The sequence below is a fragment of the Aquisalimonas sp. 2447 genome (assembly GCF_012044895.1).
Lineage (GTDB): Bacteria > Pseudomonadota > Gammaproteobacteria > Nitrococcales > Aquisalimonadaceae > Aquisalimonas.
This window is the reverse complement of record NZ_CP050695.1, coordinates 2,745,442-2,765,984: the sequence shown is the minus strand read 5'-3', so window position 1 is coordinate 2,765,984 and position 20,543 is coordinate 2,745,442. Positions and strand designations below refer to the sequence as shown.

24 protein-coding genes are annotated in these 20,543 nt (G+C 65.9%); 14 read left to right on the top strand and 10 right to left on the bottom strand.

Features of this window, described 5'->3' with window-relative positions; translation table 11 throughout:
* Window positions 1-239: 239 nt before the first annotated feature.
* Window positions 240-1,223, top strand: a complete 984-nt coding sequence (locus KU884_RS13130) for an NADPH:quinone oxidoreductase family protein (RefSeq protein ID WP_167783041.1) — start codon at window positions 240-242, stop codon at window positions 1,221-1,223.
* 65 nt (window positions 1,224-1,288) lie between these two features.
* Here the strand turns inward: KU884_RS13130 and KU884_RS13125 are convergent, their stop codons facing one another.
* Window positions 1,289-1,723 carry a SufE family protein gene (locus KU884_RS13125; protein WP_254432057.1) on the bottom strand — a complete coding sequence of 145 codons (435 nt, stop codon included), beginning with the start codon at window positions 1,721-1,723 and terminating at the stop codon, window positions 1,289-1,291.
* Window positions 1,724-1,851: 128 nt separating this feature from the next.
* Between KU884_RS13125 and KU884_RS13120 the strand changes: the two genes are divergently transcribed.
* The 5 genes from KU884_RS13120 (at window position 1,852) to KU884_RS13100 (ending at window position 4,578) form a co-directional block, all read left to right on the top strand.
* Window positions 1,852-2,124, top strand: a complete 273-nt coding sequence (locus KU884_RS13120; protein WP_254432056.1) for a MoaD/ThiS family protein — start codon at window positions 1,852-1,854, stop codon at window positions 2,122-2,124.
* Complete coding sequence (locus KU884_RS13115; protein WP_167783040.1) at window positions 2,124-2,591, top strand: molybdenum cofactor biosynthesis protein MoaE; 468 nt, start codon at window positions 2,124-2,126, stop codon at window positions 2,589-2,591. Before KU884_RS13120 ends, KU884_RS13115 begins: the two co-directional genes overlap by 1 nt.
* Complete coding sequence (gene moaB / locus KU884_RS13110; RefSeq protein ID WP_167783039.1) at window positions 2,581-3,117, top strand: molybdenum cofactor biosynthesis protein B; 537 nt, start codon at window positions 2,581-2,583, stop codon at window positions 3,115-3,117. The genes KU884_RS13115 and moaB overlap by 11 nt, the downstream gene beginning before the upstream one ends.
* Before the next feature lie 102 nt (window positions 3,118-3,219).
* Window positions 3,220-3,759, top strand: coding sequence for a superoxide dismutase family protein (locus KU884_RS13105; protein WP_217351365.1), 540 nt, complete (start codon window positions 3,220-3,222; stop codon window positions 3,757-3,759).
* 114 nt (window positions 3,760-3,873) lie between these two features.
* The gene (locus tag KU884_RS13100; RefSeq protein WP_167784251.1) at window positions 3,874-4,578 is read left to right on the top strand and encodes a twin-arginine translocation signal domain-containing protein; all 705 of its coding nucleotides are present in this window, start codon (window positions 3,874-3,876) and stop codon (window positions 4,576-4,578) included.
* Between the two features lie 8 nt (window positions 4,579-4,586).
* Here the strand turns inward: KU884_RS13100 and KU884_RS13095 are convergent, their stop codons facing one another.
* On the bottom strand, window positions 4,587-5,276 hold the full coding sequence (locus KU884_RS13095; RefSeq protein ID WP_167783038.1) for an ankyrin repeat domain-containing protein: 690 nt from the start codon (window positions 5,274-5,276) through the stop codon (window positions 4,587-4,589).
* A 102-nt stretch (window positions 5,277-5,378) separates the two neighbouring features.
* On the opposite strand from KU884_RS13095, the gene apbC reads away from it, so the two are divergent.
* Complete coding sequence (gene apbC, locus KU884_RS13090; RefSeq protein WP_167783037.1) at window positions 5,379-6,473, top strand: iron-sulfur cluster carrier protein ApbC; 1,095 nt, start codon at window positions 5,379-5,381, stop codon at window positions 6,471-6,473.
* Window positions 6,474-6,495: 22 nt separating this feature from the next.
* Here apbC and KU884_RS13085 read toward each other — a convergent pair whose 3' ends face one another.
* Window positions 6,496-7,338 (bottom strand): SDR family oxidoreductase, encoded by an 843-nt coding sequence (locus KU884_RS13085; protein ID WP_167783036.1) that lies wholly within the window; start codon window positions 7,336-7,338, stop codon window positions 6,496-6,498.
* Window positions 7,339-7,449: 111 nt separating this feature from the next.
* Between KU884_RS13085 and trmH the strand changes: the two genes are divergently transcribed.
* Window positions 7,450-8,124 carry a tRNA (guanosine(18)-2'-O)-methyltransferase TrmH gene (gene trmH / locus KU884_RS13080; protein WP_167783035.1) on the top strand — a complete coding sequence of 225 codons (675 nt, stop codon included), beginning with the start codon at window positions 7,450-7,452 and terminating at the stop codon, window positions 8,122-8,124.
* A gap of 38 nt (window positions 8,125-8,162) precedes the next feature.
* On the opposite strand, the gene KU884_RS13075 is transcribed toward trmH, so the two are convergent.
* The 3 genes from KU884_RS13075 to KU884_RS13065 form a co-directional block, all read right to left on the bottom strand.
* Window positions 8,163-8,780 carry a lytic transglycosylase domain-containing protein gene (locus KU884_RS13075; RefSeq protein ID WP_254432055.1) on the bottom strand — a complete coding sequence of 206 codons (618 nt, stop codon included), beginning with the start codon at window positions 8,778-8,780 and terminating at the stop codon, window positions 8,163-8,165.
* The gene (locus KU884_RS13070; RefSeq protein ID WP_167783034.1) at window positions 8,743-10,452 is read right to left on the bottom strand and encodes a proline--tRNA ligase; all 1,710 of its coding nucleotides are present in this window, start codon (window positions 10,450-10,452) and stop codon (window positions 8,743-8,745) included. Before KU884_RS13070 ends, KU884_RS13075 begins: the two co-directional genes overlap by 38 nt.
* A 130-nt stretch (window positions 10,453-10,582) precedes the next feature.
* Window positions 10,583-11,026: a DUF4124 domain-containing protein gene (locus KU884_RS13065; RefSeq protein WP_167783033.1), complete on the bottom strand. Its 444-nt coding sequence runs from the start codon at window positions 11,024-11,026 to the stop codon at window positions 10,583-10,585.
* Window positions 11,027-11,253: 227 nt separating this feature from the next.
* Between KU884_RS13065 and ilvN the strand changes: the two genes are divergently transcribed.
* From ilvN to KU884_RS13035, 6 genes are all read left to right on the top strand, one after another.
* Window positions 11,254-11,748, top strand: coding sequence for an acetolactate synthase small subunit (ilvN, locus tag KU884_RS13060; protein ID WP_167783032.1), 495 nt, complete (start codon window positions 11,254-11,256; stop codon window positions 11,746-11,748).
* A 57-nt stretch (window positions 11,749-11,805) separates the two neighbouring features.
* Complete coding sequence (gene ilvC, locus KU884_RS13055) at window positions 11,806-12,822, top strand: ketol-acid reductoisomerase (protein WP_167783031.1); 1,017 nt, start codon at window positions 11,806-11,808, stop codon at window positions 12,820-12,822.
* A gap of 139 nt (window positions 12,823-12,961) precedes the next feature.
* Window positions 12,962-13,729: a CDP-diacylglycerol--serine O-phosphatidyltransferase gene (gene pssA / locus KU884_RS13050; protein WP_167783030.1), complete on the top strand. Its 768-nt coding sequence runs from the start codon at window positions 12,962-12,964 to the stop codon at window positions 13,727-13,729.
* Between the two features lie 55 nt (window positions 13,730-13,784).
* Window positions 13,785-14,582, top strand: coding sequence for a uracil-DNA glycosylase family protein (locus KU884_RS13045; protein ID WP_167783029.1), 798 nt, complete (start codon window positions 13,785-13,787; stop codon window positions 14,580-14,582).
* The gene (gene rimI, locus KU884_RS13040) at window positions 14,579-15,064 is read left to right on the top strand and encodes a ribosomal protein S18-alanine N-acetyltransferase (RefSeq protein ID WP_167783028.1); all 486 of its coding nucleotides are present in this window, start codon (window positions 14,579-14,581) and stop codon (window positions 15,062-15,064) included. Before KU884_RS13045 ends, rimI begins: the two co-directional genes overlap by 4 nt.
* Complete coding sequence (locus KU884_RS13035) at window positions 15,057-15,296, top strand: DUF2970 domain-containing protein (protein WP_167783027.1); 240 nt, start codon at window positions 15,057-15,059, stop codon at window positions 15,294-15,296. The genes rimI and KU884_RS13035 overlap by 8 nt, the downstream gene beginning before the upstream one ends.
* A gap of 49 nt (window positions 15,297-15,345) precedes the next feature.
* Here KU884_RS13035 and KU884_RS13030 read toward each other — a convergent pair whose 3' ends face one another.
* Genes KU884_RS13030 through KU884_RS13015 form a run of 4 tightly spaced genes read right to left on the bottom strand, consistent with a single transcriptional unit; the run spans window position 15,346 to window position 20,388 of the window.
* Window positions 15,346-18,117 (bottom strand): valine--tRNA ligase, encoded by a 2,772-nt coding sequence (locus KU884_RS13030; protein ID WP_167783026.1) that lies wholly within the window; start codon window positions 18,115-18,117, stop codon window positions 15,346-15,348.
* A gap of 55 nt (window positions 18,118-18,172) precedes the next feature.
* Complete coding sequence (locus KU884_RS13025) at window positions 18,173-18,445, bottom strand: hypothetical protein (protein WP_167783025.1); 273 nt, start codon at window positions 18,443-18,445, stop codon at window positions 18,173-18,175.
* Complete coding sequence (locus tag KU884_RS13020) at window positions 18,442-18,882, bottom strand: DNA polymerase III subunit chi (protein WP_167783024.1); 441 nt, start codon at window positions 18,880-18,882, stop codon at window positions 18,442-18,444. The genes KU884_RS13025 and KU884_RS13020 overlap by 4 nt, the downstream gene beginning before the upstream one ends.
* 9 nt (window positions 18,883-18,891) lie before the next feature.
* Complete coding sequence (locus KU884_RS13015; protein WP_167783023.1) at window positions 18,892-20,388, bottom strand: leucyl aminopeptidase; 1,497 nt, start codon at window positions 20,386-20,388, stop codon at window positions 18,892-18,894.
* Window positions 20,389-20,543 lie beyond the last annotated feature (155 nt).

The window sequence follows — 20,543 nt, the reverse complement described above, 5'->3', positions numbered from 1 at the left end:
TGCCGGACATCCGCGAGCCGCCGGACGCGAGATGTCGGGGAACGGTGGATGTAAACGTTCACCCTTATGCGTAGGGTGCATCTTGATGCACCGAATGAACCAACCACCAAGACATTATCAGGGTGATCCACGATGGAACCCCCGGGCTCCTCCGGGTTCCGGGGAGTGTCGGCCGGCGCACCGTGCGTACTGATGCGCCGCATGAATCAACCATGACGACTAATCGAGGAGACGGACAAATGCGAGCAGTACTGTGCAAGGAACACGGACCACCGGAATCCCTGGTGGTGGACGAGGCGCCCAGCCCCGGGCTGGGCGAGAACGACGTGCGCATTGGCATCCATGCCTGCGGCGTCAACTTCCCGGACACCCTGATCATCCAGGGCAAGTACCAGATCCAGCCGGATCTGCCGTTCTCCCCGGGCTCTGAAGTGGCCGGGGAGATTCTGGAGGTGGGTTCCGCGGTCAGCCACCTGAAGGTGGGGGATCCGGTGATGTCTCTCACCGGCTGGGGCGGCTTCGCCGAAGAAGTGGTGATTGGCGCCGACCGGGTGCTGCCTATGCCGTCCAGCATGGACTACGTCACCGCTGCCGGTTTTCCCATGGTCTACGGCACGTCTTACCACGCGCTGAAGCAGCGCGGGCACCTGGCCGCCGGTGAGACCCTGCTGGTGCTGGGCGCCTCCGGTGGCGTGGGCCTGGCTGCAGTTGAGCTGGGCAAGGCCATGGGTGCCCGCGTGATCGCCGCCGCCAGCTCCGATGAGAAATTGCAGGTGGCGAAAGAGCACGGCGCCGACGAGCTGGTGAACTACAGCGAAGGTAGCCTCAAGGATCAGGTCAAGGCGCTCACCGATGGCAAGGGCGCCGACGTGATCTACGATCCGGTGGGTGGCGAGGCCTGCGAACAGGCGCTGCGCTGCATCAACTGGAACGGCCGGCTGCTGATCATCGGTTTCGCCAGTGGCACGATCCCGAAGATCCCCGGCAACCTGCCGCTGCTCAAGGGCTCAAGCGTGGTGGGGGTGTTCTGGGGTGATTTCGTCCGTCGTCAGCCCCAGGACAACGCCAAGAACTTCCAGGAACTCTTCGCCATGCACGCCGAGGGCAAGCTCAAGCCCCACGTGTGGAAGACCTATCCCCTGGAGCAGGCGGCAGATGCGCTCAACGGGCTGCTGAGCCGCAAGGCCACCGGCAAGATCGTATTGACCACCGGTCGAGGCTGATTGGTCGGATAACGAGTGCCGCCTGCAGGGCGGCACTCGTTAAGGAAACACATCAGTAAAGCAGGTCAGGCGTTGGCGGTCGCGGTGCCACCGTGCTGTTCGGCAAGGCCGTGAATGCGCTTGACCATGGCAAAGAAGCCGTCGCGGCGGTTGGGCGTGAGCTGCTTGCTCAGGCCCAGGCGATTGAACAGGCCCTCGATGTCGGTGTCGCGAATCTCTTGGGGCGTCCGGCCCGAATAGGCCTTGAGCAGGATGGCCACCAGCCCCTTGACGATGAAGGCGTCACTGTCCGCGCGGAAGTGCAGGCGCGGCGGATTGTCGTCCTCCACTTCGGTGATCAGCCATACGTTGCTGGTGCAACCGTCCACCCGGTTATGCTCCGTGCGCGCATCATCCGGGAATTCCGGCAGCTCCCGCCCCATGTCGATGAGCAGGCGGTAGCGGTCTTCCCAGTCGTCCAGAAATTCGAAGGTGTCTACCAGGTCCTGGAGTTCCATCATCTCTCACCCTGATCTGAATCTGGTTTCACGATAACACAGTGGCCGGGGCCACCGTGCCTTCCCGCTGGTGCTCTGTGGCATACTCGGACACGATGCCGCCGCGGCGGTTCCCTGACCCGGGAGGATCGATGCTGGACGTAGAGTTCTACGGCGTACTGCAGCAGCTCGCCGGCGCCCGGTCGCTGCAGGTGGAGGTGCCGGACGAGGCGCCCACCGTGGAGCAGGTGCTGGAGCGCCTGCGGGGCGAGGTGCCGGCGCTGTCCGATCACCTGCCCCGGGTGGCCTGCGCCCAGGGCGAACACCTGGTGCGCCGAGCCGACCGCGTGGACCCGGCGCGGCCGCTGGTCCTGTTGCCCCCGGTGAGCGGGGGTTCCCATTCAATGCCGCCGGAGGCCCGCTGATGCAGCGAATTACCGAGCAGCCCCTGGATATCAATACTGTGTTGGCGGACACCGAGAACGATACCTGCGGCGCCTATGTCGTCTTCGGCGGCACGGTGCGCAATCACCACCAGGGCAGGGGTGTCGCCGGCATGCGGTATACCGCCTACGGGCCCATGGCCGAGCGGGTACTGGAGGAGCTGGAGCAGGAAACCTGCGAGCGTTTCGGTGTCGCCGAGTGCCGGATTGTTCACCGCATCGGTGAGTTGGGCATCGGCGAAGCCAGCGTGCTGGTGGCGGTGCGCTCCGCCCACCGCGGTGACGCCTTCCAGGCCGGTCAGTACGCCATTGATACGCTTAAGGAGCGCCTGCCCGTGTGGAAGGAGGATTTCTACACCGACGGCTCCAGTGGCTACCAGGACGGCACGCCGCTGGTGACTTCGGAAGCGGCGGGGGAGACCGATCAGGAGAACAGTCATGAGCGATGAGCTGCGGGCGGACGCCAGCGGTTTCGTCCCGCTGCCGGTGGCGGTGCTGACCGTCTCCGACAGTCGCACTGAAGCGGACGACAAGTCCGGCAAGCTGCTTGCCGATCGCGCCGTCGGTGCCGGGCACCAGGTGGTGGATCGGGCCATCGTCCGCGACGACATCTACCAGGTGCGCGCGGTGGTGTCGCGCTGGATCGCCGACGAGGCTGTGAAGGTGGTCATGACCACCGGTGGCACCGGGATCACCGGACGCGACACCACGCCGGAAGCCGTGCGGCCCTTGCTGGACATGGAAGTGGACGGCTTCGGCGAGCTCTTCCGGCACCTCTCCTGGGAGGAGATCGGCAGTTCCACCATCCAGTCCCGCGCCGTGGGCGGTGTGGCCAACGGCACGCTGGTGTTCGTCATGCCCGGCTCCAGCGGCGCCTGCGCCACCGCCTGGGACGGCATCCTGCAGCAGCAGCTGGATCGCCGCCACAAGCCCTGCAACTTCGTCTCGCTGATCCCGCGCCTACGGGAGCGTTGAGTTTGGCCCGCTTCCCGGTTGGGTCTATGCTTAAGGGGGCGTTGATTCAGCGTCTTGAAGAACTCAACCAATAATGGTTATTCAGGCGCTTTGGAGGAGTCGATGAAAATAAGACATGTAGTGCTGATCGGTTTGACTGCGGTGGCGTTTCCCCTGGCGAGCATGGCCGACGAGGGCATGTCGCCAGCGGCCAGCGTCGAGTTCGTCGACAACGAGGGCGAGGTCGTCGGCCAGGGAAGTATCGAGCAGGGAACGGCCGGCGTGCTCATCAACTTCAGCATCGATGGCCTGGACGAAGGCTGGAAGGCCATCCACATCCATAGCGTCGGTACCTGTGATGATCCGGAGGAGGGCTTCCAGGCGTCCGGCGGCCACCTGAATCCCGATGACTCAAAGCACGGGTACCTCAATCCGGAAGGCCCGGACGCCGGTGATCTGCCCAACTTCTACGTCCACGGCGACGGCACCGCCATGGTGGAAATGTTCAACGAACGGGCGAGCCTCGACGGCAGCGTCGGTGGCAACATGCTCGATGACGATGGCAGCGCGCTGGTCATCCACGAGAACCCGGATGACCACATGACGCAGCCCATCGGCGGCGCCGGCGCACGGGTCGCCTGTGGGGTCGTGCAGGGCGGCTGATCGCCATGTTCGCACCTGCCCGGCCCGGGCAGGTGCGCCAATCCATTCAGGAACCGCCTCACCTTGACCGGGTGGGCAACGGCCCGGGACGGCCCCGTTCGAGGAGGGGTGTGTATGCGTCGCCGAGGCTTCGTCAAGGCCTGTGCCGCGGGTGCAGGGTGTCTCAGTGTCGGGCCGCAGTGGCTGCTTGCCGCCGAGCAGGTCACGCCACGCGAGTACGAGCGGGTCCGACTGGTGGACGATCGTGGAGAACCGCTGCGCGCGGCGGCGCTGGAAACAAAGCGCAACTACGTCTTCCATTATCCCTACCGGGCCACGCCGTGCTTCCTGCTGGACCTGGGCGAACCGGCGGAGGGACGGAACGGTTTGCGTACCCGGGATGGAAAAACCTACGACTGGCCCGGGGGTGTCGGCCCTGATCGATCCCTGGTGGCGTTCTCGGCCATTTGCGCCCACAAGATGGCGCACCCCACCCAGCAGGTGAGTTACATCGGCTTTCGGCAGCCGGGTGAGGGCGCCAATGGGGGCAAGATTACCTGCTGCGCCGAGAACAGCGTCTATGATCCGTATACCGGCGCTGACGTGATTTCCGGACCGGCCGACCAGCCCCTGGCGGCGGTGCTGCTGGAGCACGACCCGGACGACGACGGGTTGTATGTCACTGGCACGCTGGGTGGCGAGATGTTCCAGCGCTTTTTCGACGAGTTCGAGGCGCGGCTGGCCATGGAGTACCTGGACGGCGAAGCCGACGGGCGCATTCGCGGTGAAACCGAGGTGGTTCCCATGAGCCGTTTCAGTGGCAACGTCATGCGCTGCTGAAGGCAGGGTTACGAGGAACTCTCGTCGTCCGCCCGACGCAGCAGGTCCAGGACGTCCCGGTTGCCGGTACGGCGGGCGATGGTGCGTGCCGTGTTGCCGGCGTTGTCCTCGGCGTCGACGTCGGCGCCGAGCTCCAGCAGCGTGCGCACCATCTCCCGGTCGCCACGCTCGGCGGCGCGCATCAGGGGTGTCCAGCCGTAGACATCGCGGGGGTCGTGGTCGGCGCCCAGTTCCACCAGCGCGGTCACTGTGTCGTCATGGCTCTTGGCCGCGGCCAGTAGGACGGGTGTCCAGCCGTGGCGAACACTGTGATTGGGGTCTGCGCCGGCATCGACCAGGATCCGCGCCGCATCCTCGCGCCCGTTCACTGCCGCGTACATCAGTGCGGTGCCACCCTTGGGGTTGCGGGCATCCACGTCGGCACCGGCGTCAATGAGTTTCTCCAGGATGGCCACATCACCGGCCTCGGCCGCCCACATCAGTGCCGTCTTGCCCTCGTATTCGCCGTCGGACAGGGCTGCTTCCACGTCGGTGTCCCGATCCAGCAGCGCCGCCACCCGGTCCCGGTCGCCGCCGCGTACGGCGTCGACCAGTTCTTCCTCGGCGGCGTGATCACCGTCATGGTGGGCGAGAGTGAGGCCGGAGAGCGCCATGGCAAGCAAAGGAACCGCCAAGAAGAAAATGCGATGCGTTATCATGGATGCGAGATTCCGGTTTTGAACAAGGACCGTCATCCCCAAGCAAATAACACCCGTTGCGGGAATGCAAGCGCAGACCGCGCGGATTCGGCGGAGGTTGGTATGAGCGAGGTCACCCGGGCACAGGTCGAAGCCCGTCTGCAGGAGTACGTGGAGCCGCATCTGGGCAAGGATCTGGTGGCCGCACGGTGCGTGGAGGACATTCGCATCAACGGCGACAAGGTCAGCATTGACCTGGTGCTGGGATTCCCGGCGAAGCGCTGGGAGGTCGGGTTGCGCCAGGCGGTGCAGGAGACCGTCCAGGGCCTGGATGGCGTCGGCGAGGTCGCCGTGGGTATCCGCTCGAATATCGAAGCCTACATGGTGGAGAGCAGCAATTCGCTGGTCAGCGGCGTGAAGAACATCATCGCCGTGGCCTCGGGCAAGGGCGGCGTGGGCAAGTCCACCACCACGGTGAACATTGCCCTGGCGCTGGCCACGGAGGGGGCCAGAGTGGGTGTGCTGGATGCAGATATCTACGGCCCCAGCGTCCCCCGCATGCTCGGCATCACTGGCAAGCCGGATTCCCACGACGGCAAGAAGCTGGAGCCGCTGTCCAATTACGGCATGCAGGTGATGTCCTCGGGGTTTCTCATCGACGAGGAAACCCCCATGGTGTGGCGCGGCCCCATGGTCACCCAGGCCCTGGAGCAGCTGCTGCGGGACACCAACTGGCACGATCTGGACTACCTGGTGGTGGACATGCCGCCGGGGACCGGTGACATCCAGTTGACCCTGTCCCAGAAGGTGCCGGTGAGTGGCGCCGTCATCGTGACCACGCCCCAGGACATTGCCCTGCTGGATGCCCGCAAGGGCCTGCGCATGTTCGAGAAAGTCAACGTGCCAGTGCTCGGCATTGTCGAGAACATGAGCACCCACATCTGCAGCCAGTGCGGCCACGAGGAGCACATCTTCGGCGCCGGTGGCGGCCAGAGCATCGCCGAGCAGTACGAGGTGGATCTGCTGGGTTCGCTGCCGCTGGCCCTGCATATCCGTGAGCAGGCGGATGGCGGCAAGCCCACGGTGATCTCCGAGCCGGACGGCCAGAGTGCCGAATCCTACCGCGAGATTGCCCGCCGGGTGGGCGCCAAGCTCTCGCAGCAGTCCACCGAGAAGGGCAGCCGCTTCCCCAAGATCGTGGTCAACAAGGAGAGCTGAGGCCGCCCTTCATGGCCGGTGGTTACACGTCCGCCAGCATCGCCTCGTAACCGGCCCGGTAGTCCGGGTACCGGAGCCGGTAGCCACTGGCCACCAGCCGGTCATTGCGGCAGCGTTTGTTGCTGCCGCGCACACCGCCGGCCGAGCCTGTTTCCTTCGGCGGACGGGGCAGGCCGATGCGATCGGCAAGCCAGTCGGTGAGTTCTTCCTGGGTGCAGGGGTGGTTGTCCACGCCAAGGTAGAGCGGTGCCGGGTGTTCCAGGCCGAACAGGTGGACCAGCGCGCCGACGCAGTCATCCCGGTGGATGCGGTTGGTGTACTGGGGTGGGTCGGTGACCACCGGCTCGCCGTTGCGGACCTTGCGCAGCATCCGCTCCCGCCCGGGGCCGTAGATGCCGCCGAAGCGGATAATCACGCCAGTATGGGGGCTCTCCGCCAGCAGCTGTTCCGCCTCCAGCAGGCGTTTGCCGGAGAAACCTCCGGGCTCGGCGGGGGTATCCTCGTCCACCCAGCCACCGTCGGTGACGCCATAGACCGAGGAGCTGCTGACCAGAATAATACGCCCCGGGGACTGCTCCTGCCGGTCCAGCGCCGCCAGCAGGTGACGCATCCCCTCCACGTAGGCCAGACGATAGGCTTCGTCCTCGAAGCGCCCCGGTGTGGCGATGAAATAGACCACATCCAGAGCGTCAGGCAGCTCGGGCAGGCCGTCGGGGCGGGAGAAGTCGCCGCCCAGCGGCCGGATCGGGGCGGGGATTTGTTCCGGGCGCCGCCGCATGCCCCAGACCTGGTGTCCGGCATCGGCCAGGGCCAGGCCCACGCCGCTGCCCAGGTCACCACAACCGGCGATGAGTACGTTTGCCATTGGGCGTGCTCCGTCGATGGGATGTTCGGTGTCGTAGAATGCAGACGTTGCCCAAGGTGACGAATGCGCGGTGACGGCGCAAGGGAAACGCTGAAAGGAGGAGCGTGAGCAATGAGTGCGGAGCGTCTGCGGCGCATGCAGAAGGCGTTGAGAATGCGCCAGCCGGACCTGACGGTGGTCATGGCCGGTGTTCACAAGGAGCACAACGTATCGGCCGTGGTACGCAGCTGTGACGCCGTGGGTGTGCCGGTGCTGCACAGCATTGGTCAGGACGGCAAGCTGGCCATCAAGCGTACCGCCTCGGCCGGGATTACCCGCTGGGTGAAGCTGCAGCAGCACGAGGAAATTACCGCCAGCCTGGCGATGCTCCGGGAGCAGGGATTCCGGCTGCTGGCTGCCCACGCCTCCGCTCAGGCCGTGGATTTCCGTTCGGTGGATTATACCCGACCCACCGCGGTGATCCTGGGGCAGGAGCTGGAAGGCATGCCGCCGGCGGCAGTTGCTGCGGCGGATGCGCACATCAGCATTCCCATGGCGGGCTTGACCGAGTCGCTGAACGTCTCGGTGGCGGCGGCGGTCACCCTGTATGAAGCGCAGCGCCAGCGCGCAGCGGCGGGTCTGTACGACCGGTGCCGTATGGATGAGGAAACCTACCGCCGCACACTGTTCGAGTGGATGCAGCCAAAGATCGCCCGCTACTGCCGGGCGCGGGGACTGGATTACCCGGCGCTGGATGAAGAGGGTCACGTGGTCGGCGGCGCTGCGGCCCTGAAAGCCGTCGAATAGGTTCCTGCGGAGGAACCGGTGCATCTTGATGCACCGTGCTAATGCCGGTACCAGCGCTCCTCCATGGCCCGGAATACCCGTTCGGGATACCATGTCTGGCCCAGGCTGCCGTTGTAGCGGGCCAGGGCGCGGGTGAGGTCACCGTTCTCCTTGTCCAGGTAGTGGCGCAGGATGGTGGTGCCAAAGCGCAGATTGGTCTCCACCTCGAAGAGATTGTCGTCGGCGCGTCCGATCTCCTCCAACCAGAACGGCATGATCTGCATCAGCCCGCGGGCACCGACCGGTGAGATCGCGTAACGGTTGAAATTGCTTTCCACCTCGATGACCGCCAGCACCAGCTCCGGGCGCAGATCGGCGTTCCGCGCCTCGAAGTGGACCTGGCGCAGCAGCTCCAGACGTTCATCGTAGTCCTGCACCTGGCCGGCAAGCCGCTGGCTCATGTCCATGAGCCAGACCTGGGCAACGAACCGGTTCTCGAAGCTCTCGGACCGCTCCACGGCGTCCTTGAGACGCTCGCGCAGTTCCGGTTCCACCGGATGACGTTCCTGTGCAACAGCGGTGCCGCCCCACAGAGCCAGCGCCATCAGCACACACAGGATCCGTACCGGCACTGCCGGGTTACTGCCCCAGTTGCGCGAGGATGTGTGCCACCACATGGTCAACGGCCACGTCCTGGTTGTCCGTATCCCGCCGCCCGCGGTACTCCACCGTTCCCTGCTCCAGGCCGCGATCGCCGATGGCGATGCGGTGGGGGACCCCGATCAGTTCCATGTCGGCGAACTTGACCCCCGGGCGGGCGTCGCGGTCATCCAGTACTGCGTCCACACCCCGTGCCAGCAGCTCTTGATAGATCTGCTCGGCCGCAGTGGCGACGCGTTCTGACTTGTTCATGTTGATTCCCACCACGGCCACCGTGAACGGTGCAATGGCCTCCGGCCAGATCATGCCATTGGCGTCGTGGTTCTGCTCGATGGCCGCCGCCACGATCCGCGACACGCCAATGCCGTAGCAGCCCATGTGCAGGTGCTGGCTGGCGCCGTTCTCGTCCAGCACGGTGGCGTCCATGTCCTCGCTGTATCGGGTGCCCAACTGGAAGATGTGACCCACCTCGATACCGCGGGCGACGCCCAGCCGGCCGCGGCCGTCGGGGCTGGTGTCGCCGGCCTCGGCATCGCGCAGGTCGGCGGCCTCCGGCTCGGGCAGGTCCCGCTCCCAGTTGACGCCGGTGAAGTGCTGCCCCTCGCTGTTGGCTCCGCAGACGAAATCCGCCAGCGGCAGGGCGGCATGGTCGGCGATCAGGGGCACGTCCAGGCCCACCGGGCCGACGGAGCCCGGGCCGCAGCCGGCCGCCCGCTGGATTGCTTCGGCGGAGGCCATGGTCAGCGGCTCGGCCACCGCGGGGTGTTTCTCGGCCTTGAGTTCGTTGAGGCTGTGATCGCCGCGCAGCAGCAGCGCCACCACGGGGGTCTCGCTGCCCTGCACCAGCAGCGTCTTGACGCAGCGCGCCAGCGGCAGGCCCAGGGCGGCGACAAGCTCGTCCATGGTGTGCACGCCGGGCGTGTCCACGGTGGCCATGGTTGCAGCCGCTGCCGGGCGCTCCTCCTGCGGGGGCAGGGTGGGTGCGAGTTCGACATTGGCGGCGTAGTCACTGCCGTCGGAGAACACGATGGCATCCTCGCCGGAGTCGGCGAGGACGTGGAATTCGTGGGAGATGCTGCCGCCGATGGCGCCGGAGTCCGCCTGTACGGCGCGGAAGTTCAGCCCGGTGCGCTCGAAAATCCGGCTGTAGGTGTCGTACATCACCTGGTAGGTCTCCGCCAGCGAGCCCTCATGGACGTGGAAGGAATAGGCGTCCTTCATCAGGAATTCCCGCGCGCGCATCACACCGAAGCGGGGGCGGGTTTCGTCCCGGAACTTGGTCTGGATCTGGTAGAGGTTCAGGGGCAGCTGCTTGTAGCTGCGGATCTCCCGGCGCACCAGGTCGGTGATCACTTCCTCGTGGGTGGGTCCATAGCAGAACTCCCGCTCATGGCGATCATGGAAGCGCAGCAGCAGCGGGCCGAACTTGTCCCACCGCCCGGTCTCCCGCCACAGCTCGCCGGGCTGGACTGCGGGCATCAGCAGTTCCACCGCGCCACTGCGGTTCATCTCCTCGCGGACGATATCCTCGACCCGGCGCAGCACCCGCAGCCCCAGCGGCATCCAGGTGTAGAGCCCGGCGGCGAGCTTGCGGATCATGCCGGCGCGCAGCATGAGCTGATGGCTGACGATCTCGGCGTCAGCCGGGGTCTCCTTGGTGGTGGACAGGGGGAATCGGGAAAGTCGCATCAGCCTGATTGGTTCCTTGTTGCTGTTCGGGAGATCCGGCCGCCGGCGCCGGCGGCACAGCATACCCCAGGCCGCGGCGCGGGAAACAGGCCCGGACCGGCAGCTGTCCCACCCTGGTCCCGCCAGGGTGTCAGCAGTGCTCGTCCAGGAAGGCCTCCGCCTCCCCCAGGCGCTCCTCGCGCTCTTCGGGGGTGAGGATTTCCACTTCGCCGTCCTCGCGCTGCACACGCCGTACCGACTCGTCGGCGTAGATCTCGGCGTTCTGCTGGATGTCGTCGCACATCTCGGCCATGGCTGGATCGACGGCGTCGTCGTCTTCCTGCTGCGCTGGCTCTTCCGCGCCGTCCGGTGGCGTTGCGTCCTCTTCGTCAGTCTGTCCGGTTTCCGGTGACGGCTCGCTGTCGGCCGGTGCTGGTTGGGAGCGGCTTTCCACCGGCTCGGCATCGACTCCCATGGGCGGGTTCTGGCCGAAGTGGACCTGGCCGTCGTCATCGGTCCAGCGGTAAATGTCCGCCATGGCCGGGGCTGCCAGGGTGAATCCAAGTGTCATCGCTAGAAGAGTTCGTAGAATCATGCTGCCTTCCTTGTGTCGCGTCTCGTCGTGTGAGGTGCGCCTTGACGTCCCTCGCAATCCGCAGTAGCTTTGCGCCCTTTCACCAGCCGCTAATGTGGCTGTTTCTCATGCGTTTTCCATCACCGTCGGGCGTCAGGCCGTGGCGACCCGGTGCGGTGCGTCCCGGTCCCTGCACGGGCACGGACTGCGCCCGCGTGAGACATGAGCGAGCTGCCGAGAAGGATCGTATGCGCCATATCATTTCCATTCTGGTCGAGAACGACTTCGGCGCCCTGTCCCGCGTGGCCGGGTTGTTTTCCTCCCGTGGCTACAATATCGAATGTCTCACGGTCGCGCCTACCGATGATCCTACCCTGTCACGAATGACGCTGGTGACCATCGGTGATGACAGTATCATCGAGCAGATCATCAAACAGCTCAACAAGCTCCTGGATGTGGTCAAGGTCATGGACATGACCGAGGGCAGCCACATCGAGCGGGAAATGATGCTGGTCAAAGTGGCGGCGTCCACCGGCGAGTCGCGGGAGGAGATCAAGCGCCTGAGCGACATTTTCCGGGGGCGGATCCTGGATGTCACCGAGCGGGTCTATACCGTGGAACTCACCGGTGCCAGCGCGAAACTCGATGCCTTCATCGACACCCTGGGCCACAACACCATCCTGGAGGTGGTGCGCTCCGGCGTGATCGGTATCTCGCGGGGCGAGAAGCACCTGCGGGTCTGAATTCCGGGGCGCGCCGCCGGCGCGCCCGACCATGTCAATCAACCGAACGGGGGCGGAATGAAAGTCTATTACGATAAGGATGCGGATCTGTCGATTATCCAGAACCGCAAGGTGGCCATCATCGGCTACGGGTCCCAGGGCCATGCCCATGCCAACAACCTGAAGGAATCCGGTGGCTCGGTGGTCGTGGGTCTGCGTGAAGGTTCAGGGTCCGCCGAGAAGGCCCGCCAGGCAGGCCTGGAGGTGGCCAGCGTCGAACAGGCGACCAGCCAGGCGGACCTGGTGATGATCCTGACCCCGGATGAGCACCAGGGTGCCATCTACGCGGAGAAGATCGAGCCGAATCTCAAGAAGGGCGCGGCCATTGCCTTCGCCCACGGCTTCAATATCCACTACGGCCAGATCGAGCCGCGAGCCGACCTGGACGTGATCATGATTGCGCCCAAGGGTCCCGGCCATCTGGTGCGTTCCACCTATGTGGACGGCGGCGGGGTGCCCTCGCTGATCGCCATCCAGCAGAACAGCTCCGGTCAGGCCAAGGAAGTGGCGCTGTCCTACGCCTCCGCCATTGGCGGCGGTCGTGCCGGGGTTATCGAAACCACCTTCCGCGAGGAGACGGAGACCGACCTTTTCGGCGAGCAGGTGGTGCTGTGCGGTGGCCTGACCTCCCTGATCCAGGGCGGCTTCGAGACGCTGACCGAGGCCGGGTACAGCCCGGAGATGGCGTATTTCGAATGCCTGCACGAGGTCAAGCTGATCGTCGATCTGCTCTACGAGGGCGGCATCGCCAACATGCGCTACTCCATCTCCAACACCGCCGAGTACGGTGATTTCGTCAGTGGTCCGCGGGTGATTAACGAGGAATCCCGCAAGGCCATGAAGGAGATCCTGGAGGACATCCAGACCGGCAAGTTCGCCCGTGACTTCATTCTCGAGAACCAGGCCAACGCGCCTACTCTCAAGGCCCGCCGCCGGCTGGCCGCCGAGCATCCCATCGAGGAAGTGGGCGAGAAACTCCGCGAGATGATGCCCTGGATCCGTCAGAAGCAGCTGGTGGACCGCAACAGGAACTGAACCGGCGTTACGCCGGTTCAGTTCGGCACCATCCGTCACCGCCCGACTGCGGCGGTGGCGGTGTTCCCTCGGCTCGTCTCTTCGCAGCTATGGTATGGTCAGGGGCCGGCCATTTCCCCAGCCAAACGGATGAACCGGCATGCCCACAGAGCAACATTCCCGGCGGCGCCGCGGCATCTACCTCCTGCCCAATCTGTTCACCACTGCGGGCCTGTTCTTCGGTTTCTTTGCCATCGTCTCTGCCATCAACGGCGAGTTCAACCTGGCCGCGCTGGGCATTTTCGTGGCCATGGTCATGGATGGCCTGGACGGGCGTGTGGCCCGGTTGACCAATACCCAGAGCGATTTCGGTGTCCAGTTCGACAGCCTCTCGGACATGGTCTGTTTCGGCCTGGCCCCGGCACTGGTGATGTATCAGTGGGCGCTGGGGGATCTGGCGGGGATGGGCGATTTCTGGGGCAAAATCGGCTGGATCGGCGCTTTCACCTATGCGGCATGCGCAGCCCTGCGTCTGGCACGCTTCAACACCCAGGCCGGCGTTGCCGAGAAGCGCTATTTCCAGGGGCTGCCCAGCCCCGCCGCCGCCGCCGGTCTGGCGAGCATGGTCTGGTTCGGCGCCAGTACCGGCTTCGACGGCAGCAGCGCCAAGATCATCGCGCTACTGGTGACGGTGGCCACCGGACTACTGATGGTGAGCAACTTCCGCTACTACAGCTTCAAGGAATTCGATTTCCGCTACCGGGTGCCCTTCATCGTCCTGGTGGTGCTGGTGCTGATCATTGCCTTTGCGTCCATCCACCCGCCGCTGGTGCTGTTCCTTGCTTTCCTGACTTACGCGGTGTCCGGTCCGGCATTGACGCTCATCCAGCGGCGTCGCCAGCGAGCGGTCGGTCGACGCGGCGGTTGAGCTGGTAGAGTAAGGGTCAGAATCGGGCGGTGGAGCGGTGAGCGCGGACGAACCCATGAGTGAGCAGTACCAGGCGGACAAACGGCGCCGCGATGTTCTGCGCCGCATGGGGATCGATATCTGGGTGCGGCGACCACCTGCCGAGGCGGACGCGGGTGATGTCCCGGCCGTTGAGGTTCCAGCGTCCGCTGCACCAGGCGTGAGGCCGGATGTGGCGCCCTCCGGGGCCGCGGCGCCGGCCGCCCCCGCGGGCGCAACGGATGCCTACGGACACGTGGCCGCCATGGAATGGCCGGAGCTGGAAGCCAGCGTCGCCGGCTGCACCTCCTGCGGGCTCTGCCAGGGGCGCACCCAGACCGTCTTCGGGGTGGGTCGGCGGGATGCCGACATCATGGTGATCGGGGAGGCCCCCGGAGCGGAGGAGGACCGTCAGGGCGAGCCTTTCGTCGGCCGCGCCGGGCAGTTGCTGGACAATATGCTGCGCGCCCTGGGGTACGGTCGGGAGCAGGTGTTCATTGCCAACATCCTCAAGTGCCGTCCACCCCGCAACCGCGATCCCGAGCCCGAGGAGGTGGCGGCGTGTCGACCCTATCTGGCGCGGCAGATCGCGCTGGTACAGCCAGCGGTGATCCTGGCCGTCGGGCGCATTGCGGCACAGAACCTGCTCGATAGCGACCGCCCCCTGCGCATGCTTCGCCAGAAGATTCATACCCTCCACCAGGGCGATGTTCCCGTGGTGGTGAGCTACCATCCGGCCTACCTGTTGCGTTCGCCGGCGGACAAGGCCAAGGCCTGGGATGATCTCAAGCGTCTGCGGGAATATCTCCCGGCCAGCGAGGAGGTGCGTGCATGAGTGCAGTGGTTCAGGCACCGGCCCCGGAAGTCCGGCGCATGCGCGAGCAGGACCTGACTGATGTGGTGGCCATCGAGCGCCAGGCCTACGATTTTCCCTGGACCCCCACGGTGTTCCGCGACTGCATGCGGGTTGGGTACGGCTGCTGGGTGCTGATCGCCGAGGAGCGCCTTGCGGGCTACCTGGTCATGTCCGTGGTGGCCGGTGAGGGGCATGTGCTCAACATTTGCATCGATCCGGCGCGCCACGGCAAGGGGCTCGGGCGTTTCCTGCTGGCCGCGGGCATCGAACACGCGCAACGTCTGGGTGCGGAAACGGTGTTCCTGGAAGTCCGTCCGTCCAATACCCGCGCCGTGAATCTGTACGAGCGCGCCGGTTTCTGTGAAGTCGGCGTGCGCCCCGAATACTATCCGGTCGCCACAGGCCGTCGCGAGGACGCACTGATTTTCGCGTTACAGCTCACGGGAGTTGGAAATGACTGATCACGAGCGCGATTGGGATGATGATCGACCACGGCGGCCGGGTTTCTGGCACGTGGTGCAAAGCGTGCTTGCCGGGGCTTTCGGTGTGCAGACCAACGAAGCCCGCAAACGGGATTTCCAGAGCGGGAGCCCGATGCCCTACATCATCGGCGGAGTCGTGTTCACCGTGCTGTTGATCGTGATCCTGGTGGTGGTGGTCAACGTGGTGCTGAGCTCCGCCGGCGTGGACTGACCGGCGGCGGCGACGCCCGCCAGTCCGCAGGCTGGCGGGCGTTGCTGTGTCAGAGTCGCTGGATACGGGCGTACTGGGCGTCGAGCTGTTCCAGCGCTGTGCGCCGGTCCTCCAGGCGCTGGCGTTCCTGTGCCACCACCTGCTCCGGCGCCTTCTCCACGAAGCTGGGGTTGTCCAGCTTCTTCTCGGTCTTGTCCAGCTCGCCGCGCAGCCGGTTGCGCTCCTTGTCCAGCCGCGCCAGCTCCGCGTCCTTGTCGATGAGGCCCTTCATGGGCACCAGCAGCTCCATCTCGCCCACCAGGGCAATGGCGGCCTCCGGCGCCTCGTCGCCGGTTTCCAGCCAGTCGATGTGTTCCAGGCGTGCCAGGCGGCTGAGAAAGACGCCGTAGTCGTCGAGCCGGCGACGATCCTCGCTGCCGCCCTTGCGCAGCAGCACGGGCAGCGCCTGGTTCGGCGAGATGTCCATCTCCCCGCGGATGCGGCGCACGCCCAGGATGAAGGTCTGGATCCAGGTCACGTCTGCCTCTGCGGCCTGATCGCGCCAGTCCTCCTCCAGCGTCGGGAAGGGCTCCAGCATGATGCTTGGCCCCGTGCGGCCGGCCAGCGGGGCAACGCGCTGCCAGATCTCCTCGGTGACGAAGGGCATCATCGGATGGGTCAGCCGCAGCACGGTCTCCAGGACCTGCACCAGGGTTTGCCGCGTACCGCGGCGCTCCGCGCCGTCCTCGGAGGTCTGCAGGACCGGCTTGGACAGCTCCAGGTACCAGTCGCAGTACTCGTCCCAGATAAATTCGTAGAGCGCCTGGGCCGCGAGATCCAGGCGGTAGCCCCGAATGTTGCGATCCACCTCTTCGACGGTGGCCTGCAGCCGGGAGCGGATCCAGCGGTCGGCGATGGTGTAGCGCACCTCGGACCCGGTGTCTGCGCCGCAGTCCTCGCCGTCGGTGTTCATGAGCACGTAGCGGGCGGCGTTCCAGAGCTTGTTGCAGAAGTTGCGGTAGCCGTCGGCACGGCCCATGTCGAAGACCACGTCCCGCCCGGTGGTGGCCAGGGAGCAGAAGGTGAAGCGCAGGGCGTCGGTGCCGTGGGGCGCGATGCCATCCGGGTAGGCCTTGCGGGTGGTTTTCTCCACCCGCTTGGCCAGCTGCGGCTGCATCATCCCGGACGTGCGTTTCTCCACCAGGGATTCCAGATCAATGCCGTCGATGATGTCGATGGGGTCGAGGACGTTGCCCTTGGACTTGGACATCTTCTGGCCGTCGGAGTCCCGCACCAGCCCGTGGATGTAGACCTCGCGGAAGGGCACATCGTCCATGAACTTCATGCCCATCATGATCATCCGCGCCACCCAGAAGAAGATGATGTCAAAACCGGTGACCAGCACACTGGTGGGGTAGAAGGTGCGCAGCTCATGGGTGTTCTCCGGCCAGCCGAGGGTGGAGAAGGGCCACAGGGCCGAGGAGAACCAGGTGTCGAGCACGTCCTCGTCCTGGCGCAGGGCCACGTCGTGGCCGTGATGGGCGCGCGCCTGCGCCCGGGCCGCCTCCTCGTCGCGGGCGACGAAGATGTTGCCGTCGTCGTCGTACCAGGCGGGGATGCGGTGACCCCACCAGATCTGCCGGGAGATGCACCAGTCCTGGATGCGGCGCATCCACTCGTAGTACGTGTTCTTCCAGTTGTCCGGCACGAAACGGATGCGGCCGTCTTCCACCGCCTCGATGGCGGGTTTTGCCAGGGGTTCGGCGCGCACGAACCACTGGTCGGTGAGGAAAGGCTCGATGACCGCACTGGTGCGGTCGCCCCGGGGCACCATTAGCGTATGGTCTTCGGTCGCCGCCAGCAGCCCCTGGGCGTCGAGATCCGCGACGATGCGCTCCCTGGCTTCGAAGCGGTCCAGACCCTGGTAGGCGGCAGGTGCCTGGTTGCTGATGTGGGCATCCTCGGTGAGGATGTTGATCAGCTCCAGGTCGTGGCGCATGCCCACGGCGTAGTCGTTGAAGTCGTGGGCCGGGGTGATCTTGACGCAACCGGAGCCGAATTCCGGATCCACGTAGTCATCGGCGATTACCGGGATGGTGCGATCGCACAGGGGCAGCTGCACACGCTTGCCCACCAGGTGGGTGAAGCGCTCATCCTCCGGGTGAACGGCGACGGCGGTATCGCCCAGCATGGTCTCCGGGCGTGTGGTCGCCACCACCATGTGACCGTCGCCGTCGGCCAGCGGGTAGCGCATGTGCCAGATGTGGCCCTTCTCCTCTTCGGAGACCACTTCCAGGTCCGAGACGGCGGTGTGCAGCACCGGGTCCCAGTTCACCAGACGCTTGCCGCGGTAGATGAGATCCTCGTCGAAGAGGCGCACGAACACCTCGCGCACCGCGCTGGAGAGACCGTCGTCCATGGTGAAGCGCTCGCGGGACCAGTCCACCGATGCGCCCATGCGACGCAGTTGCTGGGTGATGGTGCCGCCGGATTCGTGTTTCCAGTCCCATACCCGCTGCACGAACGCCTCGCGACCCAGATCATGGCGCGTCTTGCCCTCTGCGTTGAGCTGGCGCTCCACCACCATCTGCGTGGCGATGCCGGCGTGATCGGTGCCGGGCTGCCACAGGGTGTTGTTGCCGCTCATGCGGTGATACCGGGTGAGGACATCCATGATGGTGTCCTGGAATGCGTGACCCATGTGCAGGGTGCCGGTGACATTGGGCGGCGGGATCATGATGCAGTAGGGCGCCCCCTGGCCGGAGGGGGCGAAGTGGTTCTCGCGTTCCCAGGTGTCGTACCAGTGCTGCTCGATCCGGTGTGGGTCGTAGGTCTTGTCCATGCCTTGCCTGTTGGTGGTTTCGCGATTCAAAGGATTGGATTCGTTGCCGCCGGTCTTACCGCTGTTCCGTGCCGTCATCCGCCGGTGGAGTGCCCCGGAGCCGTCGGCGTGCGGCGTCCACCGCGGCCTCGACGGCACGTTCGCGCACCCGGGGCAGGATCCGGTCGGCCGTCTCGCGGATATCCGCGGGCAGCTCCGGTGCCCACTCCAGCCGGGGGCGACCAGCGTCGGTCACGTCCTGCAGCGGCAGCCACAGACCGCGACGCCGGAGGGTGTCGCCATCAACGACCGCGTCATCCAGTACTGGCGGCGTCCGCTGGTCGTTCACACGCCCTCCACGGTGCGGTGTTCAGGGGTGATGCCCATGTCCCGGTAGGTCCGGAAGCGCTGTCGCGCTGCCCGCAGCACCTCGTCCTGATTGTCCCCGATCTCGACGATGCGCGCATACCGCGCCGGCTCCCCGGGGGCGGTGAGGGCCAGGTTGACCAGCACGTCCGCCTCTCCGCGTGACGGTCCGTCCGCGGTGCCGATGAGTACCGGCTCATCCGGGGCCCCGGGGGCGTCCACCGCGTGGGGCAGGAAGCTGCGGTCACGGAATGTCCACAGCAGATTGTCCAGTTCCCCGGCCGCCGTGTCATCCGCGACCCGCAGATAGACGTGGTGCCCGCGTTCCCGCGCCTTTTCCACCACGCGACAGGCGTAGGAGCGGCGGGCGTTTTCGTCCGCCGAGGCGAGGATATGGAAGTCGACCTGGCTTGCACTCATGGTCCCGGGTTACCGCGCCGTGCGGTCCAGCAGCCACTGGGTTAGCAGGGGGACCGGGCGCCCTGTGGCCCCTTTATGTTCCCCGGACTTCCAGGCGGTGCCGGCGATGTCCAGATGTGCCCAACGGTATTTCTTCGTGTAGCGGCTGAGAAAGCAGCCAGCGGTGATGGTCCCAGCCGGCGGGCCACCGATGTTGGCCATGTCGGCAACGGTGCTCTTGAGCTGCTCCTGGTACTCGTCCCACAGCGGCAGCTCCCAGGCCCGGTCCGTGGCTGCCCTGCCGGCTGCCAGCAGCTCGTTCACCAGGCCGCCGTTGTTGCCCATCAGCCCGTGGGTGTGGTGCCCCAGGGCGACGATGGCGGCACCGGTGAGGGTTGCCATGTCCACCACGGCGGCGGGCCGGAACCGCTCGGCGTAGGTGAGCGCATCACACAGGGCAAGACGCCCCTCGGCGTCGGTGTTGAGGACCTCCACGGTCTGGCCGGACATGGTGGTGACCACGTCGCCGGGCTTGTACGCGCGGCCGTCGGGCATGTTTTCCACGGCGGCGACGATGCCGACCACGTTCACCGGCAGCTCCAGGTCGGCCACGGCAGAGAGAGTGCCGAAGACGCTGGCAGCGCCGCACATGTCGAATTTCATCTCGTCCATGGCAGCAGCCGGCTTCAACGATATGCCGCCGGTGTCGAAGGTCACGCCCTTGCCCACCAGCGTGTACGGCGCGCTGTCGTCGTCCGCGCCCCGGTAACGCATGACAATGAGTCGCGCTTCCTCGCGGCTGCCCCTGGAAACCGCCAGCAGTGCGCCCATGCCAAGCTCGTCCATGGCCGCCTCGTCCAGCAGTTCCGCTTCCATGCGCGGGTGGCCATTGGCCAGCTCGAGGGCTTGCTCACCCAGGTGGCGCGGGGTGCAGTAGTTGCCTGGCAGGTTACCCAGCTCACGGGCCACGTTCATGCCGTTGCCGATGGCGGCCCCCTCGCTGGCGGCCTGCTCACCGCCGGAGAGCTCGCGACGGCTGGGGACACTGAAGGTGACCCGCCGGAGGTTGATGCGGGGCTGCTCCGACGGGGCCGTCTTCAGTCGGTCGAATCGGTAGAAGAAGGTTTCCAGCGTCCGGGCTGCGGCGCGAATGCGCCAGAATACGTCCCAAGCGCGGATGCCGATCTCGGTGAGATAGCAGGTGGCATCGCCGGCGCCGGAGTCCTGCAGCGCGCCGGCCATGGTCTCCACGGCCTTGATGTAGGCGCGTTCATCGCAGCCGCGCTCGCGGCCGAGGCCCACCAGCAGCACGCGGTCGCAGACCAGCCCCGGGACGCGGTGGAGCATCAACGACTGGCCCTTGCGTCCGTCCATGTCGCCGCGGCGCACGAGCTGGGTGAGCTGCCCGTCGCAGGCCTGATCCAGTTGCTGCGCGGACTGGCTGAGACGGCGGTTCTCGAACACGCCCACCACCACGCAGGCGGATCGCTGCTTCTCGGGATTCCCGCTCTTGACGGTGTATTCCATCTGCAACTCCTCGACCCGTTCGTCATTGCTGGAATGCGGTGCGTACGGTGCGGGACTGGTATCCTGCGCAGGCCGTCCAATAACGGTGCGCAGTTTAACGCAGATCGCCGCAGGATTCCCGGGGGCCTCCCGGCCGGTACGGAGAAGGAACGCAA